We start from the raw sequence: 24,885 nt of genomic DNA on the forward strand, positions 1-24,885 counted from the left end.
CGATCACAAGCTTAGCAAAAACTTAGCGCAGCCTTTATGAAGATAGCTTTCGCTTCACAATAACTTACAGGAGAGTGCAGCCATGGCGAAGCCGTTTACTTATACGCTCATGTCAGAGAAGGCCGATGCCCTTGATCGACTGGACATTAGATTTCGCTGGGGCGATTACGGCTTTCATGTGCTGCACTGCCATCTGACCTCATTTCCACCGGGCAGATTGATTCGCTTCCATAAGCATTCCGAGTATGAATTTCATTTTATTCCGCGCGGCAAAGGGACTGTCATCTTGGAGGATACAGAGTATCCCCTTCATGAAGGACTATTCTACCTCACCGGACCAAATGTCGTTCACCAACAGGAAGCCGACGCCAAGGAAGCGATGGATGAGCTTTGTCTACACATCGAGATTACCAAATTGAACGAACCCGATTCGACCGATTGGGGAGCTCAATGGGAACGTCATGAAGCAGAAATGTGCATGAACGCGCTAGATGCATTCCCTTTGAAGCCGCTTGCCGACCAATATAATGCCATGGCTTGGTTCCTGACGGCGTACCGGGCTTGGAATGAAGGCCAGCCAGGGGCATTCTCAACGATTAAACAAGCGATCATCCAGATATTGCTGCGTTCCTCCCGGATGTCATCTATTCCGAGTGTGACCTTTGAACCTCCTTCTCGCAATATGAATGAGCACAGATTCAAGGTTGCAACGCAGTTCATTCATGATAACTATGCCTCCCCGCTTACTTTACAGGAGATTGCAGAGCGTATCCCGATTAGCGGTCGTCAGCTCCAGCGTATCTTTCGTGAGCAGGGGGAGGAATCCTTTAGCGCCTATTTAGAAAATTACCGGCTGAACCAGGTTTGCACGGCGATCTTAGAAGGGCAAAGTCCGATTGAACAGATCGCGCTAGAGCATGGCTTTGCCAGCAGCAATTATCTCTACTATGTCTTTAAGAAACGTTTTGGCCTCACCCCTAAACAGTTCAAGAAGCAGCATATGTCCAGTGAAGACACACATCCAACTCATAAAGGAGATCATTCCGAAGATGATTAAAACCATTCGAATTGGTATCATCGGCAGCGGCGGTATCGCTCATGCTCACATTAATCAATACAAAAAGCTCCCAAATGTTCAAATCGTAGGGGTAGCCGATGTCGTGCCAGGCAAAGCTCAGCAATTCGTGGATTCGCTTTCATTGACCGATGCGCAAGCCTTTGAGGATCACCGCAAGCTGCTTGAGCTTGATCTTGACGGTGTCAGTATCTGTACACCAAATGTGTCTCATCACCGCACAACTGTAGATGCACTGCGCGCAGGCAAAAATGTGCTGCTGGAGAAGCCAATGTCCGTTACCTTGGCGGAAGCGCTCGATATGGTCAAGGCTCAGGAAGAGTCCGGCAAAATCCTGACCATCGGTTTTCAGCCTCGCTATGACCCGAACATGAAGCTCGTCCAAGATATTGTGCAGTCCGGTAAGCTCGGCAAAGTATACTATGTTGAAACAGGCGGCGGCCGCAGACGCGGTATGCCTGGCGGAACGTTTATCCGCAAAGAGCTCGCAGGGGCCGGCGCGATGGCCGATATCGGCTGCTATTCGCTGGATATGGCGCTGAATGCGATGGGTTACCCTCGCCCGCTTACGGTATCAGCCTTCACCTCGAACCATTTCGGGACGAATAAGCTGTACCATCCTGAAGCGGACCGCTTTGAGGTTGAGGATTTCGGCGCTGCCATGATTCGTTTCGAGAATGATGTTGTGCTCCAGTTCAAAATCTCATGGGCCATGCATATGGACACCCTTGGTTCAACGATGTTCCTTGGCACCGACGGCGGCTTGAAGGTGAATCCGGCCGGCACCGGCAATTGGTCCGGCGTATGGGACGGTAAGGTTGGCAACATGACTCTGTTCCATGACTTTATGGGTCAGCAGACATCGACTCCGGTTCCGGTCATCGAGCATTCCCGCGATTTGTTCTTCGAGAAAGTCCGCGACTTCGTTGACGCGGTCAGTGAAGGACGTCCGTCACCGATCCCTGGCCAGCAAATCGTCATTCAACAAGCGATTATCGATGGCGTTCTAAGATCCTCCGACGAGCGGCGTGAAGTGTCGATCGAACTGCCCTACTAATTAAATGTCAAAATGAAAGGCCTTCTCTACCGGCAAAGTAACACTGCCGTAGAGAAGGCCTTTCTGCGTTAAAGCTGACGATGTGCTCTACCTGGCTACCAGCGAAGCCCAGGCAGAGGGAGAAACATCATCGCAAGCGGCAGGTTGCTGCCTGCAGCCAAAGTAAAGACAATATCAACTGATTCTTCCGAAGCACCTGTCCGATAGAGGACAGCGGCCTCTGAGTTATCCTTCAAAATACTGCTGTTGGTTACCGGTACGACTCGGCCGTTCACCATGAACGCTCCCGTATAGTAACCCCCCCGCGCATTAAGCGCAATCAGCGTATGAGGGGCGACATGAGGCAGCTTCAACCGGTACAGAACCCCGAAGTTGCCAAGGTTCAGTTCAAGCTGACCGCTGGTCTCATCGATTCCATCCAAATACGTATCCATCGTGCGGTCCCCAAGCGTGATACGCTGCGGCTCGACACCCAGCGTATCATTCATCTCGATGGTACGATTTGCATTGTTGAACGTGCCTCTCACGTGAACGTCTTTTCTCTCCATGACGGATAAGGATGGCAGAGCAGCAACCGGATTTTTGCCTGCTGCAACGACGACAATGGAATAGTTGAGATCTTGATCAGAGAAGACGTCGCCATAAGCAGAGAGGACATCGTTTTGTTTAAGCGCCACTTTGCTGATATCGTCCATAATAATCTCTGTTTTACCGGGACGGATCGTTTTCCACTTCGGAGAAGGATCAGCCGCAAGTGAATTCAGATAGCGTATGGTGGAGAGCTTGCCTGTGTTAACCACATAAGGATCCGGGCCGCCCATGCCAAAAGAGCTCGTGCTTACATTTACCGGCGTGCTGTTATGATTTGTAGCCAATAGATATATTTTGACCGGGTAGCCGATATGGTTCAGGTTATGAATCATGAACCGGACTTGGCCGGTGATCTGAGCAGTGTAGGCAATGCCTTCTTGCAACAGTGTTTCCGGACTGTTGCTGCGCACCAGTTGTGCATTTTCATTCTGAATCTTATACGGCAGCGCCGGCATCTTCAGTACCGAAGCACCGTCAATCGGGAATTTCTCGCCAATCGCTGTGAATAATCTGGAATAATCATCACGTGAATAGAGCACTTCATTTGTAATCGTGATTGTTTTGGTGACGGTATGCGTCAAGCCGTGGCGATCCTCTACTTCCAGGGAAACCGACTTATCGCCTGATTCGAAGAACACCTTGCTGTTCCCGCTCCATGTACGCTTGACGATTGCGTTCTCATCATCATAGCTAAGATCGTTATACGTGATATCTTCGCCAATCCGGTACTGCTGCTTATCTGTAGAGAAATCGGCTACAGGCGGTTGGTTCGGCGCTTTAACCTGAACCGTCACCGAGTAAGGCTCACTCCATTGGCCGGAAGCATCCTGCACCTGCCTTGTAACGGTATACGAACCCGGCTGCGGGAAAATATCCATCTTCCCTTCCCAACGTTCATCAACGAATGGCAAATGATTGGGGCTGGTCGAGTGGTCGATGTACGTAACGTACGTTTCCCCGGCATAAATTTCCTTAGGCTGAATTTCAAAATTCGCCGTTGGGAGCTTCACAACATTCCATGTTAGAATGATTTTGCTTCCCGATACGCTAATCGAGCTCTCTGTCAGCTGAGCCCAGGTGCGCAGCGGAACCATTAGCGAATTATTCAGGACATAAGCCGGCGCTAAGGCTTTAACCGGTTTATTATCGAAATAAACAATCGAACTTCCCAGCTTGAAGCGAATCACATGCGAGCTGCTTGAAGCAATCGATTCCTTGGTTGCGGAATTGTAGCTGAGCGTATAGCCGTAACGCTGGGCAATCCCTTTTAATGCCACGAAGCTGACGCCTTTCGCAGCGGTTAACGGCTGCGCGGCCTTCCATACGCTCCCGTTATGAACCATTACATTCGTGTTAACGGTCAGGATAAGTTGATCTGAACCAACGGCGGCTGACGCCGTTTGGTCGAAAAATTTAGCCAATGGAATAAGTAATAACGATAAGATCAATAACCATTTTAAAGAATTTAATGATTTCAAAGATTTCATGCTCCGTCTCCTTTTGCGCTCTCATTCACAGCTTCATAAGCTTGATGGTTCAAGCCAAAAAAACGAGGCTGCGCTGCTGCTTCTCATGTCACCTTAAACGTCACGGATGGATGAAAAGTTGCGGAAGAAAGGGAAACGGTCATCAATTGGACACAACTGCTACCGGTTTACTCTCATATTAACGAGGAATAAAATAGCCATCGCAATAAAAGCCAAGACTGTTGCAATACTGATGATCATTCGGATCCGCTTTGCCCGTTCAGTCCTGTCAGCATCCTGCTGCAGGCTTGCCATAGTGACAGAACGATGTACAAATAACAGAACAATCAACAGGATGACAAACAGCATATTCGTGAGAAACCACATTTGTTGCCAAAACATAATCCCAATCTCTCCCTACATCAGTTCGAATCCTCCCCTGCTTTATGAATAAGACCCCGATTTTCTTGAAATCAGCGTGCTATCCAAACAGGCAGCCAGATTTGACTGTAACTGATTCCGTGGCGTATTGCAAATGCTGCAGCTCCTTCAAACTTAAGCTGCAAAACATATTGAAAGGCCCTTGTATACGATAGACTGCTGCTGAAATCTTGGCCCAGACCACGTAATGGATGAACATCCTTCTTACGCATGCCGTTATGCTATAATTAAGGAAGCGGTGGAAGCCAGCCTATGCCCTACGTACATATCGTTGATAATGATGAACATTAACTAGCGTAATCACTCGAAAGGACCGATAGCAGCCATGACACTTCAACAAATCGTACAACAGCAAGTTTTCCCAGGGTTCACATCCGATGATTTTGATGTTTTTGCCGTTCCGGGACTCGAAGCCCGCATGAGCGTATTGATTGATCGAATCCGCCCTAAGCTGAATCAGCTGGGCGAGATTCTCGCACCTGTCTTATCGGAACTATGCGAAGAGCCTATGTTCGCTCATGTAGCCAAGCACGCTCGCCGGAAAATCAACCCGCCGGTTGACACATGGGTTGCCTATGCTCCCAGTAAACGCGGCTACAAAGCACATCCTCATTTTCAAATCGGTCTGTTCGGCTCCCATCTGTTCGTTCAGTTCGCGATTATTTATGAATCCGACAAGAAATCCGTCTTTGCCGAGCATGCGTTAAAGCAGCTGGACGAGATCGAGAAGCATATCCCTGCTCATTTTGTCTGGTCGGGTGATCATATGGTTCCAGGCGGCGACACCCAAGGCGAGCTTGGTCATGACGGCCTGATCAAGCTGCTTGAGCGGCTTCGCACCGTCAAAGCCTCTGAAGCGCTCTGCGGCATCATGATCGACCGTAATGATCCGATTCTGCTGGATGGTCATGCTTTCTTAGAGAAAGTAAAGGATACGTTCAGGACTGTACTTCCGTTATACCGGATGTCCTTCTAGACGGGAGCAGGCAAAAAAAGGCTGACACGCCCATGCATCGTTGGTGAGCGCGCGTCAGCCTTTTTGGCATCTTAATAAAATTCCGATTTTCATAACGCATTCTAAAGCTTATTGGTTAAAAAACAAAAGAGCTTTGGCTGTCGATGCTGCGGAGCTTCTCGATCTCGATGCTGGCGAGCAGGAACGGCGCGACACCCATTAACGCGTCGCTGACTACCCGCTCCCCTATATAATACGGGAACGATCCGTCCCGGTAAGGGAATCCGCCCAGTCCTGCTCCGTGGCAAATCCGGTGCAGATGTACGCCTTTCGCATCCTCCGTAACGAAACGTTTCACAATGCCTTCGTACGCCTTGAACACGATCTTCTTGTCGAATTCGGCCAAGTAACGGAGGCGAATCGCCTTGGCCAATGCATATACGATCATGCATGAGCCGGAGGCTTCCAAATAATTGCCTTCCCGTCCGTTATGGTCCATCACCTGATACCATAAGCCGCTGGAAACATCCTGCGCCACTCTAAGCGCTTTGGCCATCCGCTCGAAGATTCCCATGATTTGTCCGCGTTTGGGATGATCGGTCGGAAAATGCTCCAGAGCGTCCACCACGGCCATCGAGTACCAGCCCATGGCTCGTCCCCATACATGCAGGGATCGTCCCGTCTCATTATCGCACCAGCGCTGCTCCCGGCTCTCGTCCCAGCCGTGGTGCAGCAGACCGGTTTTCGTATTTCGCGTTTTTTGCTCGATGAGCAAAATTTGCCGGGCAACCTCGTCAAAGGCATCGGGACGGTCGAATGTTGCGCCGAACTCAGCCAGGAACGGCGATGACATGTAGACGCCGTCCAGCCACATTTGGAACGGATAAATTTTTTTGTGCCAGAAGCCGCCTTCACTCGTTCTTGGCTGTCCTGCCAGCTGAGCCGCTAGCAGCCGGGCCGCCTGCTCATATTTCTTCTCGCCGTCCCGTCTCCAGAGCGGGAACAGGTTTTTGCCTGCATTGATGACGGACCAGCCCTGCCGGGCTGTTCTTGTATTCGCTTCCATTTCTAATCACGCTCCTAATCGGATTCATAATTCGAGCTTGGGCAATGAGGTGAAATCGTCGGGAATATCAACCAAATAGATATTTCCGTATCCATTCCGGTCGCTCGTAAACAGCAGCCGGCAGCCGTCGTCTGTGAAACGGGGATGCGCGTGAACGTTCTGGGAATGAAAGCTGCAGCGCAGCTCGCACAGCGTGCGGGGACCGTCGAACGTCTCTCCGGTTCTGTTCCACACGTTCAACGTTTTCACTCCGCCCTTGCCGTCAACCACCGCCCGCTTGAAGCCGCAGGTATGAGCATGCCACGTATCAAATGGAAACTCAACTTCTTCCATGCCTGTATTGTCAAAACCGATTTTACCGAAAAAGTTGGTGCCGTCTTCCCTGAATCCGTGATAACCGATATGAATGCCGTCCGCATGGAAAAATTCGTGCCCCACCTTCTCCCGCGGCTCCAGCCTTTCACGGATTTTCCATGCTTTGCCCGTTCGCAGATCAAGCCCCCAAATGCGGTGGTCGACCAGATGCCACGGCCCTTCGTGGCAGAAGGTCATCAGCTCTGCTTTGACGGGAGAAGTGTTGATATGCGTAATGAAATTACGGTCCTCATACACGGTTTCCGACTCGCCGGATTCAACGTCTATGGTTACGATCCGACTGATCGGAGAAGCTTCCATCAGCTCCCGGTGCCCGACATACCCGTTCCCCAAATCGATTTGAATGCGATGCGACAAATCTTCCTGCAGGCAGGTCACCGCGTATTTGCCGTCAGCCGTGCAGTTGACATTGCCGATCCGAAAATCCGCAGGACATTCGAACAGCACCCTTTCCTCCAAAGTAGCCAAGTCCAGAGCAACCACCTTAGACCGTACGACGATAAAAGCCTTGGTTCCGCTTGGATGAAGACAGACATCCAAATGATCGTTGTCCGGGTAAGCGGTGAGCTGCACGATTTCACCGGATTCCAGATCGATGCTGAACAGGTTGGTGCTGTTCCCCCGGTCCGACATAAACAACAGCCGCCGGTCACCGTCATACCAACCGCTCTCCGTAAAATAAAAATGCCAGCTGTGCGCCTTGTAATCGGTCAATTGGCGGACGTTAACGCCGGTGATCCGATCCCGGTAAACCTTCCATTCGGCAGGCCATACTTTTCCTTTGGACATAGGTATCCCTCCGTTTCTTCATTCAGTCATGCGTCCGGATTACAGCCAGGGTTTCAGGCCCTCCCATTTCACCGACCAGCTTCCGTCCTGCGGAAAACCCGGGCTTGGACGGTCCGGTGCTCCATCCCAGCCGCATGCCATCATGGCCACCGCGGCGAGCAAGCCGCCGTTCCCCGGCAAATAGGCGGACAGGCCGGGTCTTTGATAATTGTGACCATTTGGCAAATAAGTGTTCTTGGTCGCTTCCATCAGCAGGAAATCGACAGCCAGCCCGCCATTGCCAAGGCGCGCCGCGGTCATCGCGCACATCGGGAAATCCCAGCCCCATGCCGAATCCCACTCCCAAGCATCCCTTACCTTCAGCAGCGTGCGGCGCATGGTTTCACGGTCAATCATCGTCCCCGGGAGGATGCCAAGGGCGCCCAGCATTGACGGATGATCGTGGTTCTTGTTTGTAAACGTATCCGGACAGTTCGCGTGCGCCAAGTATACGCCATCCTGCTGCGGGGGAGCTGCCATGGCGGACGACACCTCCGCCCATTTCGGATTTTTGGGGGTCTGGAGGCGATCCGCCCATGCCGCCGCGATCTCAAGTCCGTATTTCCAATATTCCAGCTCATACGGCGGATTCAAACTGTCCTGAACTTTATGGCATTCCTGCGCCGGAATGAGCGGAGGGCCGAGTACGTATTCGTGCTTGCTTTCGTCCCAATGAGCGAAGGAAGCCATGAAATCTGCCGATTCGAATACGATCGCCTTATAGCGTTCCAACGTTTCGGGACGGGGGTCGGCCTTGTAGCATAGCTCGCATAACGCAATCGGATGAGGCTGCTGCCAGATGAGTCCGGGTGCGACCGGTGAAGGACTTTGTTTGCCGTCGATCCCGACCATTTTCGGCCAGCGGGCGCCTTCGTAGCCCTGGGAACGGGCCAAATCGCGGGCCAAGGGTAGAATCGAATCGTACCAATCCATGCTTCGGGCCAGAATACCGGCGCGTCCCCACAGCGGAAAATGGGCGGCATGCCACCAGTGCATCTCAAGATGGAACTTGCCGAACCAGCTGTTGTACATATACCCCGTCTCTTGCGGAGGCATCGATCCGCCGCTGTGGACGGCCGCCAGAAATTGGGACAGCACGACCCGCCGCTCCAATTCGGACGCTCTCGAATCTTCGCTGCCGCTGAAATCGATCGCCCCGCCGTGCATCCAGAACGATTCCCAATGTATCCGGCTCGCCTCTTCGATCTCATCGGCCGGCTGTATCATCGGGGCTGCTTGCCCGAAAGCCGCGGAGAATGCGAGCTCGTCCCGGTCACGAGCAGGATACAGCGTAAACTCGTGCGTATCCGTTTGTTTCCATTCCCCTGCGTCCCATGCCCATTTCACTTCGTACCGGTCCTGATCCATGGAACGGCTTAACAACACCTCGCGCTCGGATAAGCGTGTGAGCTTCGTTCCGTGCCGGTCCGGATTGCCCCAGTCCGGGAAAGTGGCGCTGGCCCAGCCGTTCGCAGTGACATCTGGTGCGGGAAAACGGATGAACACCTGCAGTCTGCCTTCGCGAAGCAGCGGCGATACGACCTTGACGCCGATCTGGTCCGTTTCGGGATGGCATGATGTGGTCACCAGCACCGGAACGTCTTCAAAACGGAATTCGCTCCGAATGATGCCCTCCCAAAGGTTCAATTCCTGGCGGACCGGTATCGTGTCTTTGCTCGGGCCCTCCTGTCCGTTATCCTTTAACAGGCGGAAAGCAATCCGTCCAAGCTGCAGCCGGTGCGGGTTTTGTCTGAGCCAGTGATACGCATCCTCTTTATCCTCTGGCTTCATTGCGTATTGAATAGTCCGTCCGTAAGCATCAAACGCTTGATAGGCGATATCGCCGTCACCGTACCGGTCCGGACCGCCGGTGTAATGCCATCCCCAGTTGGATTGCGTGCCGAGCGGAACGTCATAGCTTTCGGGAAAGGTCTGCAGACCGGTAAAATCGGCGCTGAAGGCAAATTCCCCATTTCCGACGGATAACGGTGACAGCGGCTGCACTTTCGTCAGAACCGGATGATTCCGCTGAACGATTCGTTTTCTGTTCATGTCCTTCTCCTCAGGTCTTTGTGATACGCCTCCGAATGACCCGCCCTGAGGGCAAAGTCTGCTTCGGAAGCATTCGCTTTCTATTGTTATTCTAGGAGCGCGGCATTCCGGTCTTTCATCAGCTCTCTATATTTGCCGGGCGTAATATCTTTGTATTTGCGGAAAACACGAATAAAACTGTTCTCGTGCTGGTATCCGACCATCAAGGCGATGTCCGAAATTTTATGATCCGTCTGAAGCAGAAGCTCTCCTGCCCGTTCCACGCGCAGATTCGTCAAATAACCATAGATCGTTTCATTTGTCTCCTGCTTAAACACCTGGATGGCCAAGCTGACGCTGATACCCGTCGAATCGGCGACCTCCTGGACGCCGACCGGCTCCTTAAGGTGACGTTTCATGTAGTCGATCATCTGTTGACACATAATAAATTCTTTGCTCTGCGCCAGTTTGCCGAAGCGCTCCGCCAGCTTGCTGACGGAGTCCGACAAATGCCGTCCGATGCTCTCAAGGTCGTACGTATGCCGCAAGTTCGGCTCATTCCAGACATCGGCCTCTTTGCAGCGGGCAATCCGGATCAGCCTGGATTCGATCTGATTCAGCAATGAAAGTGCTTTCGAAGGATACCAATAATCACGTTCGATTTCGGATAACAGTTCAGCCAGAACGTGCAGCGAGCGTTCCTTATCGCCCGCCTCGACCGCATGTGTCAAATCCATCAGAAACGATTCCCAGGACTGCGCTTCAGGCATTTCATGGTCCGAAACGTCCCGGTACGGAATAACGCAGCCTTCCCCTTCGTAGAGCCGGTAGCTCAGCGCGTTCTCCGCTTCAAACACGGCTTGTTTCAGCTTGCTTGCATCGGCGTGCGGCGTGCTGATGCCGACCGATACGCTGAACTTGAGCAGCCGCCGGACGATTGGAACCGCTTCCGCCAATTTGGCATCCGGCTGCTGTGCTTCGGGCGTAAGCGGCTGAAGCAGAATGGCGGTTTTGTCTTTGCCGAAATCCGCGCAGACGGCCCGCCACTCTGCGGACATCATTTCCGTAACGATATTGGCCAAAGCGAATTTGAGCAGCGAATGGTCCGTTTCGGTAAATCGTGCCGACCAGTCGGGATAACCGTCGATCGAGACGACCGCAACGGTTAGCTGCGCATTGGACCATTTCGGAAAATAGCTGTTCCATTTAGCCGTTATATCTCTCGATCCGCGGATATTCGCATGACAGACATCGAGCAGAAACTTAGAAGATGCGTCAGGCATCGTCTGCCGGATCAGTTGGGACAGTTTCGTATGATCACTCATCAAGTGATTCGTGAATTTCTCCAGATCAATCAGATCCGGACTGATGCGAGCCCTGTCGTAATTGCTGAACAGACTCAGCATTCGCCGGACCGGACGAAAGGCCAGATAATTGAAATAGAATATCGTTAATCCGCCCAACACCAGCGCGAAGATGGAAACAGAAAGCACGGAGTTCCGCACCGTCTTCGATTTGTCCAGCAGCTTCTCCTGGGATACGGCCGATACATACTTCCAGCCGGTTACCGGCGAACGGATTTGGGAAACGAGCATATGACGGCCTTCGTGCACGAAATCCGTGAACTTCTTGTCGCCGAGCCCGGCGAGTCCGCCCTTCATCGCATCGAAATCCTCATTATCGGCGCCTACTGCATAAACGAGCTGATCCTCCCGCCCCGCCTTCTGATCGATGATGAACCGCATGCTGTCCAAATTGGACACATAAGAAGAGCTGGTTTGCCCAAACAGCTTCTCGCCGATGAAATTGATGGCGATGATTCCTTTGAGATCACCTTGAATGATAATTTTCCGGAACAATGTAGTACCCGCCCCGCCTTGGTTGAAGCCCGCCGGAAGATCGCGCCGCTCGACGATCATCGCCTTGTCACCGAACCGGTCCACGACATTCACCCAGCCGGAATCGCCAAATGTGAGCGCACGGGAGCTGTAGCCGAAAGGATACGTGATGAAGCTGCCTCGGTTGATATCGTATATATAGATGCTTCTGATATAGGACGTATTTTGGACCAAAGTGCCCAGAAAATCGTCAAGCACCGAAATATTAGTGTACGAATTCTGCTCCCGCATAGTTAGAAATTTATAAACGTTCGAATGCAGCGCCAACTTGACGGCAATCTTGTCGGACTCTCGAATATAATTGTCGATCGTATTCATGCCGATTTGCAATATTTGATGCTGCGGCTCGCTGAGTTCCCTCTGCAGCACCGACTTCGACGTATAATAAGACGTGATGCCGACGGCGAGTATGATGATCGATACGGACGCGGTCAGAATAAGCACAAGCCGGTTTCGGGTATCGGACCAGTTGATTCGAAACCGTTTCAAGAGAGATTGCTTCAAAGTCCTCCCACCTTTTCATCAGGATGCTTCTAATGCGCATTCAAAAAGTTCGGTTTCGCCCGCCGGGATGAATGAAGGAGCTTAAGGACGTTTTTGAACAACCTCTTCTATTATACTTCCTGACCGTGCTCTATCAAACGACCGCCTGCCAAACAGGCAGAATGATACTAGTTTTCCTGCAGCCAATTCTGCATCCGGTGGGTTTCGATGCCTGCCAGCATGACAATCCCGATCCCATGCGTATCGTTCAGAATGCCGTTTCCCCTTCCCCAGGGCGTTCTTGTCGGCTGCCGTTTCCCGACGTGGTACACATGGGACATGATTTGATACTCCGGCATATACAGGTATTTCTTATACAGCAGAAACTGCTTTGCCGCTTCGTCCAAATAACGGAATCACCGGAAAACTCCGCGTAACGGCATAGAACGGAACGCTCATGTACAAATCGTCGCACCACATTGTATTGTGCATGCTCTGCGATACGCCGACTCTGCGGTAAAGCGTGCCGTCTTCCAGCCAGTCCTGCTTCACGACCAGACGTACGACCGGTTACCCCGCTCTCCTCCCCGGATGAAGACTCATACACAGGTCTCCCGTTGCGATAGAGCAGAGCCGGACTAGAGCGAGTCAGATGAAAGTTGAAGGACCGGGGCTGATCGACCCATAATTTTGCCCAGGCATAAACGAGCTGACCCGGCTTCATATCCGGAAACCGTTCTTCCATCCGAAACACATACCGGTGATCTTGGTCTTTCCTTATGCCCGAGCGCCTTGTTACCCGGTAGACGGGCGGATGAGATGGATTGGCGCCGATGCAGCGCCTGGCGATCGTCTGCAGGACTGGTCCGACCTGTTCTCCTGTACGGTAAGCGATACTGTCCGCAGGCTCGAAATATCCGCGATCAGACATGCACGCCGCCTCCTTTGCCAAGCACCTCTTCGATTGTTATGGAACGGCGCTCCTGTGCCGAACGCCATACCGCCTCTCCCGTCGCAACCGAATAAGCGCCGTCCTCCGCACCCGATAGAATAGGGAAGGGCCGTGCGGCATGTTCGCCGATAAACAAATCTTCCAGCAGCAGCGGGTCTCCTCCGCCGTGTCCGCCTTGGCGGTGCACCACATGAATCGTCCACGGTAACCTTTCCTTTGCCGGCGGCTTCCGCCTCGAGAATGTCCCGGCAATCCTCGCCCGTCGTAGCCATCGGCTTCTCGGTAATGACGTCCAGATCCCGTTTCAATGCCGCGATAATGTAGCGCGCATGCGTATCGTCCCGTCCCGCGACGATAATGACGTCCGGCTTGGTTTCATCGACCATCCGGTCGAATTCCTGCTCGCCGTAAGTCCGGACGTCCGGACCTTCCGGGAAACGGGACCGGTAGACATCAAACCTCAGCGGGTCCCTGTCGAGCAGGCCGACAAGCTCCGCGATTTCCGCGAAGGTCGTCAAAATCGGCTTGACAAACTGACCGAGTGCCCTGCCGCTCACACCGCATACAGCATATTTTTTCCTCAAAGCTTACGCACCCCGATTCACTCGGATTGCCTGGATGCTTGTCCGGGTAATCCGCGTTCTATTATTTCGTTTGCACCTTTTTGAACCATTCCTGTGCGCGCTGTGTGACGGTATCTCCGCCGGAAGCTTTCCATTTCTTCACGAATTCGTCGAATTTCTCGATCGGCCATTCGCCGATCACGATCTTGGCCAAATACTCCTGGAACAGCTTATGCGACTGTATATCCGGGAAGCCTTCATAGACGGAGACAGGCATACCGTCGCCGGCAATCCGTTTCGCATCCGCGACGCTGACCTTGAAGATCGCTTTGGTCATGTCCGCCTGATCTTTCGGATACGTCTCCTCGAGACGATCGTTCATCGATTTCTCGTCCGTGAAATTGAGCATGCCAAGCGGGATGGTACGGTCGTCGGCTTGCGGAAGCAGCACCTTCTTGCCGTCCTTGACTTCATGCTGCTGTCCTTCGATGCCGAACCGGACGAAATCCGCATTCTCGGGATTGTAGAAGAAATCGAGCAGCTTGAGCGCATTCGGCGCGTTATCCTTGGCGGAGCTCGGAATCAGCCATTCGACCTCGCCGAAGCTCTTCTGCGTAATGTAGCCGTCGAAGCCTTTCACCTCAGGCAGGGGCAGTCCGGCAATATACGCTTTGGGATCGGTCTTGAGCATCGTGTCGTAACGGCTCTTCAGCGAGCCAGGAAGGTGGTACCAGTTACCGACGAGATTGTTTACGATTTTGGCCTGCCAGACATCACCTTTATTCAGGAACGTTTCATTATCGAGAAGCTTCTCTTCGTACAGCGAGCGGATGAATTTGATCGCCTCGCGCATGTTGTTCGTAACGCCCGCATATTGAATGCTGCCGTCATAAAGGTCCCATTCCGGCTTGCCTTCCCACATCGCGACGCCGTACATGGCGAACAGATGGTCCATCCACGTTCCGAACTCCCGTCCGATCGTCGGGATTTCGTCCTGTTTGCCGTTCCCGTTCGGGTCCTTGTCCCGGAAAGCCCTTAGCATATCCACGTATTCTTCCTGCGTCTTGGGCATCTTGAGCCCCAGGTTGTCGAGCCAGTCCTGCCGGACCATGGCTGCCCGCTCAGGTACGAGAAACACTTTCGGAACGTAATAGATTTTGCCGTCCGGGGACGCCGAGCGCGCCAGATTCCAGGCTTCTTCCGGGATCTGCTTCCAGACGTTTGGCGCGTATTTCGGAAGCAGATCATCCAGCGCCAAGGCGCCTCCCTGTTGAATCAGCGTAATCTCGACGCCGTTGATCGGACGCAGGATGTCAGGCAGTTCGTCGGAAGCGATGAGCACATTCAAGTATTCCGCCGGGTCGGCGCCGGTCGGATTGGTCGTCAGCTCGTATTCGACGCCCGTTTTCTCCTTGATGTATTGAACGTGCGGGTCGTCCGCTTTTGGAAGGACGCCTTTGCCCAAGTGGCTCTTGAAGACTGTAACTTTGGAAGCATTCTTCTCCCCGGCCACAGCCCCGTCTTTGCTGTTTGCGTTATCGCCCTGTTCGCTGCCGGACCCGCTTGAGCAGGCCGCCAGTGTCATGATGAGCGCCGCAGACAAGAAAGCGCTTAATATTTTTCTCAACATTGCCATTCCCCCGTTTAGTAATTTCGATTGGATTGCCTGTTTCTCCAACTGCTCCACTCCACTATCCTTTGATCGATCCAAGCAAAGCCCCTTTCACGAAATGCTTCTGCAGGAAGGGGTAGACAAGCAGAATCGGCACGGTTGCAAACAATATTGTCGCCGCTTTCAGCGTGGTGGCGCTGTAGGCGAAATCGCCGGCGATTTGATTGACAGTCATGATTTCATCCGGATTCGTAATGAACGCCCGTAATTTCATTTGGAGCGGCCACTTGTCGGCATCTCGGATGAAGAGAACAGCCCGCTGGAACGTATTCCAGTAACCAACGGCATAAAACAAACTGATCGTTGCCATAACCGGCTTTGACAGCGGCAGGAAGATCCGCATTAGAATGCCTATATCGCTGCAGCCGTCGATGCTCGCCGAGTCGTCCAATTCCGGCGGCATACCCATGAAGAAGGTGCGGATGATGATCATGTTAAAAGTGCCGATCGCTCCCGGAATAATAAGCGCCCAGAGCGAATTGAGCATCCCAAGCTCCTTCACCGTCAGAAAGAACGGAATCATCGGCGCGTTGAAAATCATCGTAAGCACGATGCCCAGCATTACGGGCTTGCGCAGCATAAATTTCCGATGCGCGAGCGGATATGCGGTCAGAACCGACAGCAGCATGCTCAGAAACGTGCCGACCGCCGTAATGTAGACAGTGATGCCGAATGACGTCCACAAATCTGATTTATGGATAATATGCCCCCATGCCGCCGGTGTAAATTCCACAGGCCACAGCAGGACCCTCTTCGCGTCCACCGCGTATGGCGAGCTGAACGAAACGGCAAGCAGATGAATCAGCGGCAGCACCATCGTCAGGGAAGCGGCCGTCAGAAAGATGTAGTTAAACAGCTTGAAACCATTTTCACCCGTCATTTGTTTCATTACCATAACCCCTGTTCCGTTTTTCTGGCTAACCGGTTGAAGAACCACAAGAGGACAAAGCCGATAACCGACTGGAACAATCCGATTGCGGTCGATACGCTGTATTGCCCCTGCAGGACGCCTGACCGGTAAACGTAGGTTTCAATAATATCACCTACCGAATAGGTCATCGGGGTGAGCAAATTGTATACCTGATCGAAACCAAGCTCAAGGAAATTGCCGATATTCAGCAGAAACAGCACAACAATGGTAGGCAGCAATGCAGGAATCGTAATGTACACCGTCTGCTTCCATTTTCCCGCTCCGTCGACGACCGCCGCCTCGTAGAGATGCGGATTGACCCCGGCCAAAGCGGCAAGATAGATGATCGTCCCCCATCCGACATCCTTCCAAATCCCCGAGACGACCACGATTCCCCGGAATAATCTAGTCTCCTGCATAAACAAAACCGAATCGTAGCCAAGCCAGCCCCGGATGATGTTGACGATCCCCTGGGTGGCCAACAGCTCGAACACGATCCCTCCCACGACAACCCAGGAAAGGAAATGCGGCAGGTAAAACAAGCTTTGGTACGTTCGTTTTAGAAATGACTTGCGGACTTCATTGAACAGCAGCGCCAGAATTATCGGCGCGGGGAAGCCGAGTATAAGATGGTACAGCGCAATTAGAGCCGTATTCCGGAGTACCTTGTAGAAATCCGGATAAGTGAAGATATACCGGAAATTATCCAGGCCTACCCACGGGCTTTTGAAAATACCGCTCATAATTTGATATTTCTGAAACGCGATCACGCTTCCCGCAAGCGGCACATATTTGAATACGATAAAAAAAACAATGCCGGGAAGGATCATTAGATAGAGCATCCAATGATTTCTAATGTTCTCCAGATAACGATTCCTAAATTTTCTGGGTGCATCCGATACGGTCTTCCGGTTGGTCAACACGTTTGCCATAATCCCCTGCGATCACCTCTTGTGAAAAGAATTTACCTGTATGGTAGTTCTAATGCTACGCATTGCGGCTTGCTAGGAGCAACGGCTCAATTCGCCATTCGATGCGCAGTTCCGGGAAGCTGCAGCCGTTATAAGAATTGTTGATTGCGTGGAGGATCGGTTGATCGTAAGAAAATGCGCGGATTCTTCGGGAATATACAGCAAAAGGAACGGCCCGCTGTACTCGCGAGCCGCTCCCCCGTGCAAACCAACCATAACTTAGACAAGAATGACATGCTGACTTTATTGTTAGCTGATAAGGATCAGCTCGATAAGGCCGATTCAGCAGGTTCAACCGTTATTTTAAGCTGCTTGTCAGTCGGAAGGAATGCGGCAAGCAGGCCAATCAAAGGCAGGTAGGCACAAATTTGGATGACAAAGGTAAGTCCGAAATGGTCCGCCATTGCGCCAAGTATAGCTGAACCGATACCGCCGAGGCCGAATGCAACACCGAAGAACAGGCCGGATACCATCCCCACTTTGCCCGGCAATAATTCTTGGCCATATACGACAATGACAGAGAACCCGGACAACAAGATAAATCCAATGCAGATACAGAGAATAGCGGAGAACAATTCATTCGCATACGGAAGCACCATGGAGAACGGCGCAGTTCCCAGAATGGAGAACCAAATCATATTCCTGCGTCCGAAACGGTCGGAAAGCGGTCCCCCCACGAACCCGCCAAGTGTTCCTGCAGCCAGAAGAGCAAAGATAAATAATTGGGAGCGCTCTGTTGTTAGATTGAAATGATCCTTAAGAAAAAAGGCATAATAGCCGGTCATGCTAGCTAAGTATACGAATTTAGAGAAAAGCAGCATGATTAATATGGTCATGGACAAGATCATGATTTTGGGTGAAAGCGGTCTGGAGGAACGAATGGTACGGGCAGCCTTCGGACGATTCACAATGTGATTCTTGTACCACTTGGCTACAATAGTCTGGACAACTAGTGCCGCAGCGGCTGCAAATGTGAACCATATAATACCGAACTGCCCGAGAGGCACGAAGATCAAGGCAGTAAGAATCGGTGCTAATGATTGCCCGAAATTCCCGCCTAACTGAAAGATGGATTGCGCCAGCCCTCTCCGAGGACCTGCAGCCAAATACGCCACTCGGGATGACTCCGGATGTAAGACCGACGACCCGATACCTATCAGAATAACGGCGATAATCATCTGCGCGAATGAGCCTGCAAGTGCCAGTACGACGACACCGATTAACGAGAACATCACGCCAACGGGCAATAAGTAGGGCAATGGCCGCTTATCCGTATAGAGACCGATAAAAGGCTGCAATAGGGATGCAGTAATATTCATGGCAAAAGCAATCAACCCGATTTGGCTGAATGAAAAGTGAAGCGATTCTTGAACAATCGGAAAAATAGCCGGTACGACAGATTGAACCGTATCGTTCAGCAGATGGACCAGACTAATCGCAAATAGTACCGTAAATACTGTCGTTTGCTGGCTGCGGATAGAATCTGCAGCTGTTAGGGAAGAACTCATGACATCACCTCAAGTTATCATAGTCAATTCATCATATCATCTGACGTTTAATCAATCACCCTACTCAAGGGCTTTCTTAATTGCCGCCACAGTCCCATCGAGATTAGCCCTCGTCCACTGCACCGCTGCTTCAGCGTCCTGCTGCGCAATGGCTTGATACAGTTTCTCATGAAATTCATCATGGGGATTATGAACCTCCGTATCGCTGACCAGCTTATGAAGCGAGTCTTGAAGAACGGAAGTAAACGTGCGGTACAGGTCGATAACGACCGTGTTCTTGCTGGCGACAGCGATTGCCAGATGAAATTGAATATCCGCTGTCAAAAAGGATGCCATATCTCCCCGCTGCTGTGCCTGCATCCGGTTATCCAGGAACAGCCTCATTTGCTTCAAGTCCTCACTGTCCCGGCGCGACGCTGCAAGCTTGGCGATCTCGAGCTCCAGCATACGTCTCACCTCATACACCTCAAGCAGCTCTGCCCGGCGAAGCCTGTTGTCCAGAGGCTCTTGTATCGCCCTGCTTGCAGAGGTGAGAAAGGTGCCGAAGCCCTGCTTCTTCTCCAGCAATCCGGCATGAACGAGCACGCGCACCGCTTCACGAATCGTTGAGCGCCCAACGCCGAACTGCTCCATTAATTCGGGTTCCGTTGGAATCTTGTCTCCGAGCTTCAAATCGCCGCTGGATATTTTCTTCTGCAGCTGAATGACTACCTCATCCACAAGCTGACTGCGCTTCAACGCCTGAAAATTCATCAGATCATCTCCTGTTTGCATCTTAGCATAATCTCCTATTTAAAGAATACCCTTTTTACCAAAAAAACAGGATCATCACTTCTCCATGGAAGCGGATGATCCTGTTTGATAGGAGTCACGAATGCTGATAGATCGCGGCTCTATTCTATTGGTTCACACTCTACGCTGCATGCTCTACTTTGCCTCTAGCCGCAGTACGTTGACGGTATGACTTGCGGAAGAAGAACAATTCGTAGATGCAAGGAATGATAATCAGCGTTAACAGAGTCGCTGCTGCCAAGCCGCCGATTACGACAATGGCCAAGCTTTGCGAAACGATGCTGCCGCTCTCTGATGAGCCGAATACAAGCGGCAGCATCGCGGAAATGGTAGCAACGGCTGTCATCAAGATCGGACGCATCCGAGTCGATGCAGCTTCGACCAAAGCTTCTCTAATGGTCATATGCTCTTCATTCTGCTTCACGCGGTCGATGAGCACGATCGCATTCGTAACGACAATCCCAATGAGCATGAGCGCTCCGAAGACGGCTGTAAAGTCAGGCGTTACACCCGAGATGATCAGGCCTATAACAGCTCCAATCGCGGCGAGCGGAAGCGAGCACATAATGGCAAGCGGACCGCGCAATGTTTTGAACGTGATGACCATGATCAAGTAAACAATCCCGATGGCAACCAGCATGATAACACCAAGGTCTGCAAAGTCTGCGGACTGGTCTGCGGAGGCGCCGCCTACTGTGAATTTCGTGCCTTCCGGCGCCTTCAGCGCATCAACCTTCTCTGTAATTTCTTTACCAACGAGTGATAGCTGGCTTGGCTCGACATCCGCCGTTACGCGGATATACAGCTTGCCGTCCTTATGGAAGAAAGCGCTGGACTGATCGCTCTTCACAAGCATTGCAACGGAAGAAACCGCCGCCGGTCCTTTATCCGTCATAATCATGAGCTTATTCAAATCCGCTTCTGTTAACGGATTAGCAGACGGCTGCAGAATGACATTCGTGTCCCGATTGTCGATGGTAACTGAGCCAAGCGGGATCGGATTTAGAAGACCCTGAAGCTGCATGGCCACATCTTGCCCTTTGGCCTTTACCGGATCGAGTTCAAACGTATAAACCGGTTTTTTCTCTTCTTGATTCGATTTGACTTTGATGACATCTTTAACCGGTTTGATTGCAGCTATAACCTGCTCAGCGCCTTTGGCAATCGCATCAGGGTCTTCGCCAGTTACGTCAACAATAACCTGTGTGGAGCTGCTTCCGCTCATGAAGTCGGAAGCGCCTGCGTTCAAATCCGCGCCTTGGTAGCTTGGACGCTGCTTCTTGATGTCTTCTATGAATTTATCTGCATCTGCGCCTTCCTTCATATCAACCAAGTAAGTGACCAGAGTTGGAGAAGACACATCTCCGTATTTCGCATTATCCGAGCTGTTGCCGTTAGACATCAGCACCCAGTCAATATCGCTGCGGCCATTCAAATACGTTTCCAGCTTACGGCCTGCCTCAATTACCGCCTCATGCGGAGTTTCACTTGGATATTCAAGCGAGACATTCAAGTTTGCAGCACTTGAGGAGTCAATCGCCCCTTTTGGCATGGACATGTAAGCACCGATTGAACCGACAAGCAGCACAACTGCAATCAGCAGCGGCGCCCATTTATGCTTCAGGTTCCAGGTCAGGAAGCCGGCAAATCGTTTGGAGCCTTCATGCTCCTTCATCTTCGTGCCGCGCAGCAAGAACGCGCTTAGAATAGGTACAATAGTCAATGCCACCAGCAGCGAAGCAATAAGCGAATATGCCACTGTCAACGCAAACGGCAGCAGGAAAGCCTGCAGTGATCCGCGCAGTAAGCCCATTGGCAGGAATACGGCAACGGTTACGAGTGTCGAAGAGGTAATCGCTGTTGCCACTTCTTTTGTCGCATCAACGATGAGTTCGATGGAGAACGGTTCTTTTTGCAGACGGCGGTAGATGTTCTCAATGACAACGATACTGTCATCCACGAGCCGGCCAACTGCAACTGCAACACCGCCCAGCGTAATAATATTCAAGGTCACGCCTGATAAGCTGAGCAGGTAAAGGGTTATCCCGAGCGACAGCGGAATTGAAACAATCGTAACAAGAGTAGCTCTAAAGTTGCGCATGAACAGCAGAATGACAATCGTAGCGAACAATGCGCCCAAGAGTACTTCCCGAAGCATCGAATTGACGGAATGAACTACTTGATCCGACGTGCTGAGCAGTACCTTCGCATCTGTACCCTTCAGCTCCTTATTGAGGCGATCAACTGTATTTGCCACTTCCTCGCCGACTTTGACGGCATTGGCATTCGCCGTTTTGGATATCGTCAGCAGGAGTACATCCTTCCCGCCGACACTGCTGATGCTCTCCGGTTTATTGTCAGCCTTCACCTCGGCGACATCGCCAAGCGTCACACCGGCTGCAACCGGCAGCTTGCGCAGTGTATCCAGATCGTTGATCGCTGCAACAACACTGATGTTGCCTGTCGCGCCGTCAATTGTTTTCTCCCCGATCGAGGATGCCGCTGCTCGCCCCTGCAGAACACCCATCAGTGCTTGGAACGGAACACCTTTGGCTGCCAGCTTCTCCGCATCAGGCGTAATCAGTACGCTCGGGATAATCTTGCCGCCCAGTGACACATCCCCTGCGCCGTCAATTTTCTTAAATTCATTAATAATATTCTTTTCTGCTTTCTCGCGGTCCGCATCATTCATACCGTTCAAGCCGATCGATACCCAAGAAATCGGAATCATCGAGGTGTTGAACTGTACCACGAACGGCTTCATCACGCGTTCAGGAAGCTGTACAGCTGCAACAGCTGCTTCAACCTCCGCTTTAGCGTCTTTCATGTTCGTTTTGGAATCAAAGGCTAAGTCAATTTTGGAAAATCCATTTCCTGAAGAAGAGGTCATGCTGCTCTTCCCTTTGACGAATTGCACGGCATCCTCAATCTTAGCCGTCACCTGCGTTTCCATCGACTTGGCATCATAGCCAGGTCCGATTGCAGCAATGGATACCATCGGATTATCTGCCTCCGGAAGAAACTCCATTGGTAATCGCCAATAACTGATAACCCCCATTACCAAAGCCATCAGCACGATAAGCTTCATCGCTGCTTTGTTATTAAACGCCCACTTCGTTAACCTTTGCATCCTTCTTCTAACTCCCTTCACAATATCGGTCTTCTCTTAACTCCTTGTTAAAGCTTACCTGTTTCGAGATTTCTCTTAAAACGTCTGGAGACCAGTCTTTACCCCCGACCTAAGACGGAGGAGAAGATACGGCTTACGATGGAAAAAAAGGCGTAAACGGGAAAAAATTAGGGCGTTTATGAGTGATTACTCACTTTACAGCAGCATAAAATAAGATTACTATGAAATTAGAAAGTGAGTAATCACTCATTTTATTGAACAGGAGTTGTTAACCTTTATGAATGTTCCCTTATCGTCTACGTCTTCGGCTGCTGTACATGCTCAAGATCCCCTTGTAGATCTGGTAGGCATTGTTCGCCGGTTCGGCGATCGAACGGTTCTTGATGATATCTCGCTTCGGGTTGAACGCGGCGAGCTGTTCGGACTGCTTGGCCCGTCCGGCTCCGGAAAAACAACTCTCATCAAGCTGATCACCGGCATCGACAAAGCTGACAAAGGCTCGGTTCGCATGCTTGGCGAGCTTATGCCTAAGCTGTCCATGCTGCAGCGCTTCGGTTATATGGCCCAATCCGATGCACTCTATAATGAGCTGACTGCACGGGAGAATCTGATTTTCTTTGCTTCCCTTTATGGTCTTAAAGGACCTCATCGGAACAAGCGGATTCAGGAGGCAATGAACATCGTTAACCTGCTCGATCACTTAAACAAACCGGTCTCTGCATATTCCGGCGGCATGAAGCGGCGCTTGTCGCTTGCGATCTCGCTGCTGCATGAACCGGAATTACTCGTACTTGATGAACCTACTGTCGGGATCGATCCCGTGCTTCGACAGTCGATTTGGAAGGAGCTCGGGGCTATGCGGGCCAAAGGCACAACGATCATTTTGACGACCCATGTCATGGATGAAGCGGAGAAATGCGACCGGCTCGGACTCATCAGGGACGGTAAGCTGACTGCTGTCGGAACACCGGATGAACTCAAACAGAGCAGCGGCAGCGCGACGATAGAAGAAGCATTCATCGCTCTGGGAGGAGGTGCAGAGAAATGAGAATACGTGCGCTTGCCAGACGCATCATTATTCAATTCGTACGTGATAAACGGACGCTTGCACTGCTGTTTCTCGCCCCTCTGCTCATCCTGGGTTTAATGAAGCTTGTCTTCAATGGCAATACCGTTGAACCGGATATCGGCACGGTAGGTGTTCCTTCTGCGATTGTCGAGCGGTTAACAGATGCAGGCGCGAATGTAACAACTTATGAACAAAATAATACCGCCCGGATAGCATTAAAAGCCGGAGGTTTGGATGCGATATTGAGTCTGGATAGCAGCGGCAAGCCTTCCATCCTTCTCGAAGGCAGTGATCCCGCAGTGAACAAAACGGTTCTGCTTCTGCTCCAGCGCATGATGAGCGCGAATACAGCACTGATTCAGCCTGATGTGACCTATTTGCACGGAAACGAAGACATGGCCTCCTTTGATTCCTTCGGCCCGGTGCTGATCGGCTTCTTCTCTTTCTTCTTTGTCTTCATGCTGGCGGGTGTCTCCTTCCTGCGCGAGAGAACGAGCGGAACGCTTGAACGCCTGCTTGCTACGCCGATACGCCGCTCTGAAGTCGTGCTTGGCTATTTATCCGGCTTTGGATTGTTTACGCTGCTCCAAGCTGCGTTAATTGCCTGGTTTGCTATCGATGTGCTTGGCCTATACATGGACGGCTCGATATGGCTTGTGCTCATCATGAATCTGTTATTGTCTCTGACTGCACTGACGCTTGGAACATTGCTGTCTTCATTTGCGAGCAACGAGTTTCAGATCATTCAATTTATCCCGCTTGTAGTCGTCCCTCAGGTCTTCTTCTCCGGCTTGTTTAACTTAGAATCAATGACACCATGGCTGCAGCAGCTCAGCCGGATCATGCCGCTTTATTACGGTGCGGATGCCATGCGGGGCATCATGATACGAGGGGAAGGCTGGTCTGCTATTCAAACCGACATCTATGTGCTCATCGGGTTCTCCGCCGTATTTGCAATCCTCAATGTGCTTGCTCTGCGAAAGCACAGAGCGATTTAACAAACCTGCATGGCATATGATATGATCGAAACGAGTCCGTAACATGCCCAAACT

At 51.6% G+C, this 24,885-nt stretch carries 19 protein-coding genes; 5 read left to right on the top strand and 14 right to left on the bottom strand.

Features of this window, described 5'->3' with window-relative positions; all coding sequences use genetic code 11:
* Window positions 1-82: 82 nt before the first annotated feature.
* Window positions 83-1,057 carry an AraC family transcriptional regulator gene (locus ACFPYJ_RS21215; RefSeq protein ID WP_379190227.1) on the top strand — a complete coding sequence of 325 codons (975 nt, stop codon included), beginning with the start codon at window positions 83-85 and terminating at the stop codon, window positions 1,055-1,057.
* Window positions 1,050-2,132, top strand: coding sequence for a Gfo/Idh/MocA family protein (locus tag ACFPYJ_RS21220; RefSeq protein WP_379190228.1), 1,083 nt, complete (start codon window positions 1,050-1,052; stop codon window positions 2,130-2,132). Before ACFPYJ_RS21215 ends, ACFPYJ_RS21220 begins: the two co-directional genes overlap by 8 nt.
* Window positions 2,133-2,227: 95 nt before the next feature.
* On the opposite strand, the gene ACFPYJ_RS21225 is transcribed toward ACFPYJ_RS21220, so the two are convergent.
* Together ACFPYJ_RS21225 and ACFPYJ_RS21230 are read right to left on the bottom strand one after the other, a co-directional pair.
* Complete coding sequence (locus tag ACFPYJ_RS21225; RefSeq protein ID WP_379190229.1) at window positions 2,228-4,210, bottom strand: stalk domain-containing protein; 1,983 nt, start codon at window positions 4,208-4,210, stop codon at window positions 2,228-2,230.
* Window positions 4,211-4,369: 159 nt separating this feature from the next.
* Window positions 4,370-4,591 (bottom strand): hypothetical protein, encoded by a 222-nt coding sequence (locus ACFPYJ_RS21230; RefSeq protein WP_379190230.1) that lies wholly within the window; start codon window positions 4,589-4,591, stop codon window positions 4,370-4,372.
* Between the two features lie 364 nt (window positions 4,592-4,955).
* Here ACFPYJ_RS21230 and ACFPYJ_RS21235 point away from each other — a divergent pair, with 364 nt between their 5' ends.
* A complete protein-coding gene (locus ACFPYJ_RS21235; protein WP_379190231.1) occupies window positions 4,956-5,606 on the top strand; it encodes a YktB family protein in 651 nt (216 codons plus the stop codon).
* 115 nt (window positions 5,607-5,721) lie between these two features.
* Here ACFPYJ_RS21235 and ACFPYJ_RS21240 read toward each other — a convergent pair whose 3' ends face one another.
* The 12 genes from ACFPYJ_RS21240 to ACFPYJ_RS21300 all read right to left on the bottom strand — a co-directional run bounded on the left by ACFPYJ_RS21240 (window position 5,722) and on the right by ACFPYJ_RS21300 (window position 22,764).
* A complete protein-coding gene (locus ACFPYJ_RS21240; RefSeq protein WP_379190232.1) occupies window positions 5,722-6,651 on the bottom strand; it encodes a glycoside hydrolase family 88/105 protein in 930 nt (309 codons plus the stop codon).
* Window positions 6,652-6,675: 24 nt separating this feature from the next.
* A complete protein-coding gene (locus ACFPYJ_RS21245) occupies window positions 6,676-7,815 on the bottom strand; it encodes an oligogalacturonate lyase family protein (RefSeq protein WP_379190233.1) in 1,140 nt (379 codons plus the stop codon).
* Window positions 7,816-7,854: 39 nt separating this feature from the next.
* Window positions 7,855-9,906, bottom strand: a complete 2,052-nt coding sequence (locus ACFPYJ_RS21250) for a glycoside hydrolase family 65 (protein WP_379190234.1) — start codon at window positions 9,904-9,906, stop codon at window positions 7,855-7,857.
* Between the two features lie 86 nt (window positions 9,907-9,992).
* On the bottom strand, window positions 9,993-12,287 hold the full coding sequence (locus ACFPYJ_RS21255; RefSeq protein ID WP_379190235.1) for a helix-turn-helix domain-containing protein: 2,295 nt from the start codon (window positions 12,285-12,287) through the stop codon (window positions 9,993-9,995).
* 167 nt (window positions 12,288-12,454) lie between these two features.
* Window positions 12,455-12,673, bottom strand: coding sequence for a hypothetical protein (locus ACFPYJ_RS21260; RefSeq protein WP_379190236.1), 219 nt, complete (start codon window positions 12,671-12,673; stop codon window positions 12,455-12,457).
* 388 nt (window positions 12,674-13,061) lie between these two features.
* Window positions 13,062-13,802, bottom strand: coding sequence for a Gfo/Idh/MocA family oxidoreductase (locus ACFPYJ_RS33220; protein ID WP_465263367.1), 741 nt, complete (start codon window positions 13,800-13,802; stop codon window positions 13,062-13,064).
* Between the two features lie 61 nt (window positions 13,803-13,863).
* Window positions 13,864-15,411 (bottom strand): extracellular solute-binding protein, encoded by a 1,548-nt coding sequence (locus ACFPYJ_RS21275; protein WP_379190237.1) that lies wholly within the window; start codon window positions 15,409-15,411, stop codon window positions 13,864-13,866.
* A 61-nt stretch (window positions 15,412-15,472) separates the two neighbouring features.
* Complete coding sequence (locus ACFPYJ_RS21280) at window positions 15,473-16,342, bottom strand: carbohydrate ABC transporter permease (RefSeq protein ID WP_379190238.1); 870 nt, start codon at window positions 16,340-16,342, stop codon at window positions 15,473-15,475.
* Entirely contained in the window at window positions 16,342-17,295 is a 954-nt protein-coding gene (locus tag ACFPYJ_RS21285; RefSeq protein WP_379190239.1) for an ABC transporter permease, read from the bottom strand. The genes ACFPYJ_RS21280 and ACFPYJ_RS21285 overlap by 1 nt, the downstream gene beginning before the upstream one ends.
* 302 nt (window positions 17,296-17,597) lie before the next feature.
* Window positions 17,598-18,842: an MFS transporter gene (locus ACFPYJ_RS21290; RefSeq protein ID WP_379190240.1), complete on the bottom strand. Its 1,245-nt coding sequence runs from the start codon at window positions 18,840-18,842 to the stop codon at window positions 17,598-17,600.
* 60 nt (window positions 18,843-18,902) lie between these two features.
* A complete protein-coding gene (locus ACFPYJ_RS21295; RefSeq protein WP_379190241.1) occupies window positions 18,903-19,616 on the bottom strand; it encodes a FadR/GntR family transcriptional regulator in 714 nt (237 codons plus the stop codon).
* Window positions 19,617-19,755: 139 nt separating this feature from the next.
* Window positions 19,756-22,764: an efflux RND transporter permease subunit gene (locus tag ACFPYJ_RS21300; protein WP_379190242.1), complete on the bottom strand. Its 3,009-nt coding sequence runs from the start codon at window positions 22,762-22,764 to the stop codon at window positions 19,756-19,758.
* 277 nt (window positions 22,765-23,041) lie between these two features.
* On the opposite strand from ACFPYJ_RS21300, the gene ACFPYJ_RS21305 reads away from it, so the two are divergent.
* Together ACFPYJ_RS21305 and ACFPYJ_RS21310 are read left to right on the top strand one after the other, a co-directional pair.
* Complete coding sequence (locus ACFPYJ_RS21305) at window positions 23,042-23,812, top strand: ABC transporter ATP-binding protein (RefSeq protein ID WP_379190243.1); 771 nt, start codon at window positions 23,042-23,044, stop codon at window positions 23,810-23,812.
* Entirely contained in the window at window positions 23,809-24,831 is a 1,023-nt protein-coding gene (locus ACFPYJ_RS21310) for an ABC transporter permease (RefSeq protein ID WP_379190244.1), read from the top strand. The genes ACFPYJ_RS21305 and ACFPYJ_RS21310 overlap by 4 nt, the downstream gene beginning before the upstream one ends.
* Window positions 24,832-24,885 lie beyond the last annotated feature (54 nt).

It is taken from the genome of Paenibacillus solisilvae (assembly GCF_042656405.1).
Taxonomy (GTDB): Bacteria; Bacillota; Bacilli; order Paenibacillales; family Paenibacillaceae; genus Paenibacillus_Z; species Paenibacillus_Z solisilvae.

Bases quoted from the DNA above. Each gene is read 5' to 3' on its own strand.
- ACFPYJ_RS21215 (WP_379190227.1), top strand. From the start codon at position 83: ATGGCGAAGCCGTTTACTTATACGCTCATGTCAGAGAAGGCCGATGCC.
- ACFPYJ_RS21220 (WP_379190228.1), top strand. From the start codon at position 1,050: ATGATTAAAACCATTCGAATTGGTATCATCGGCAGCGGCGGTATCGCT.
- ACFPYJ_RS21225 (WP_379190229.1), bottom strand. From the start codon at position 4,210: ATGAAATCTTTGAAATCATTAAATTCTTTAAAATGGTTATTGATCTTA.
- ACFPYJ_RS21230 (WP_379190230.1), bottom strand. From the start codon at position 4,591: ATGTTTTGGCAACAAATGTGGTTTCTCACGAATATGCTGTTTGTCATC.
- ACFPYJ_RS21235 (WP_379190231.1), top strand. From the start codon at position 4,956: ATGACACTTCAACAAATCGTACAACAGCAAGTTTTCCCAGGGTTCACA.
- ACFPYJ_RS21240 (WP_379190232.1), bottom strand. From the start codon at position 6,651: ATGGAAGCGAATACAAGAACAGCCCGGCAGGGCTGGTCCGTCATCAAT.
- ACFPYJ_RS21245 (WP_379190233.1), bottom strand. From the start codon at position 7,815: ATGTCCAAAGGAAAAGTATGGCCTGCCGAATGGAAGGTTTACCGGGAT.
- ACFPYJ_RS21250 (WP_379190234.1), bottom strand. From the start codon at position 9,906: ATGAACAGAAAACGAATCGTTCAGCGGAATCATCCGGTTCTGACGAAA.
- ACFPYJ_RS21275 (WP_379190237.1), bottom strand. From the start codon at position 15,411: ATGTTGAGAAAAATATTAAGCGCTTTCTTGTCTGCGGCGCTCATCATG.
- ACFPYJ_RS21280 (WP_379190238.1), bottom strand. From the start codon at position 16,342: ATGAAACAAATGACGGGTGAAAATGGTTTCAAGCTGTTTAACTACATC.
- ACFPYJ_RS21285 (WP_379190239.1), bottom strand. From the start codon at position 17,295: ATGGCAAACGTGTTGACCAACCGGAAGACCGTATCGGATGCACCCAGA.
- ACFPYJ_RS21290 (WP_379190240.1), bottom strand. From the start codon at position 18,842: ATGAGTTCTTCCCTAACAGCTGCAGATTCTATCCGCAGCCAGCAAACG.
- ACFPYJ_RS21295 (WP_379190241.1), bottom strand. From the start codon at position 19,616: ATGCAAACAGGAGATGATCTGATGAATTTTCAGGCGTTGAAGCGCAGT.
- ACFPYJ_RS21300 (WP_379190242.1), bottom strand. From the start codon at position 22,764: ATGCAAAGGTTAACGAAGTGGGCGTTTAATAACAAAGCAGCGATGAAG.
- ACFPYJ_RS21305 (WP_379190243.1), top strand. From the start codon at position 23,042: ATGAATGTTCCCTTATCGTCTACGTCTTCGGCTGCTGTACATGCTCAA.
- ACFPYJ_RS21310 (WP_379190244.1), top strand. From the start codon at position 23,809: ATGAGAATACGTGCGCTTGCCAGACGCATCATTATTCAATTCGTACGT.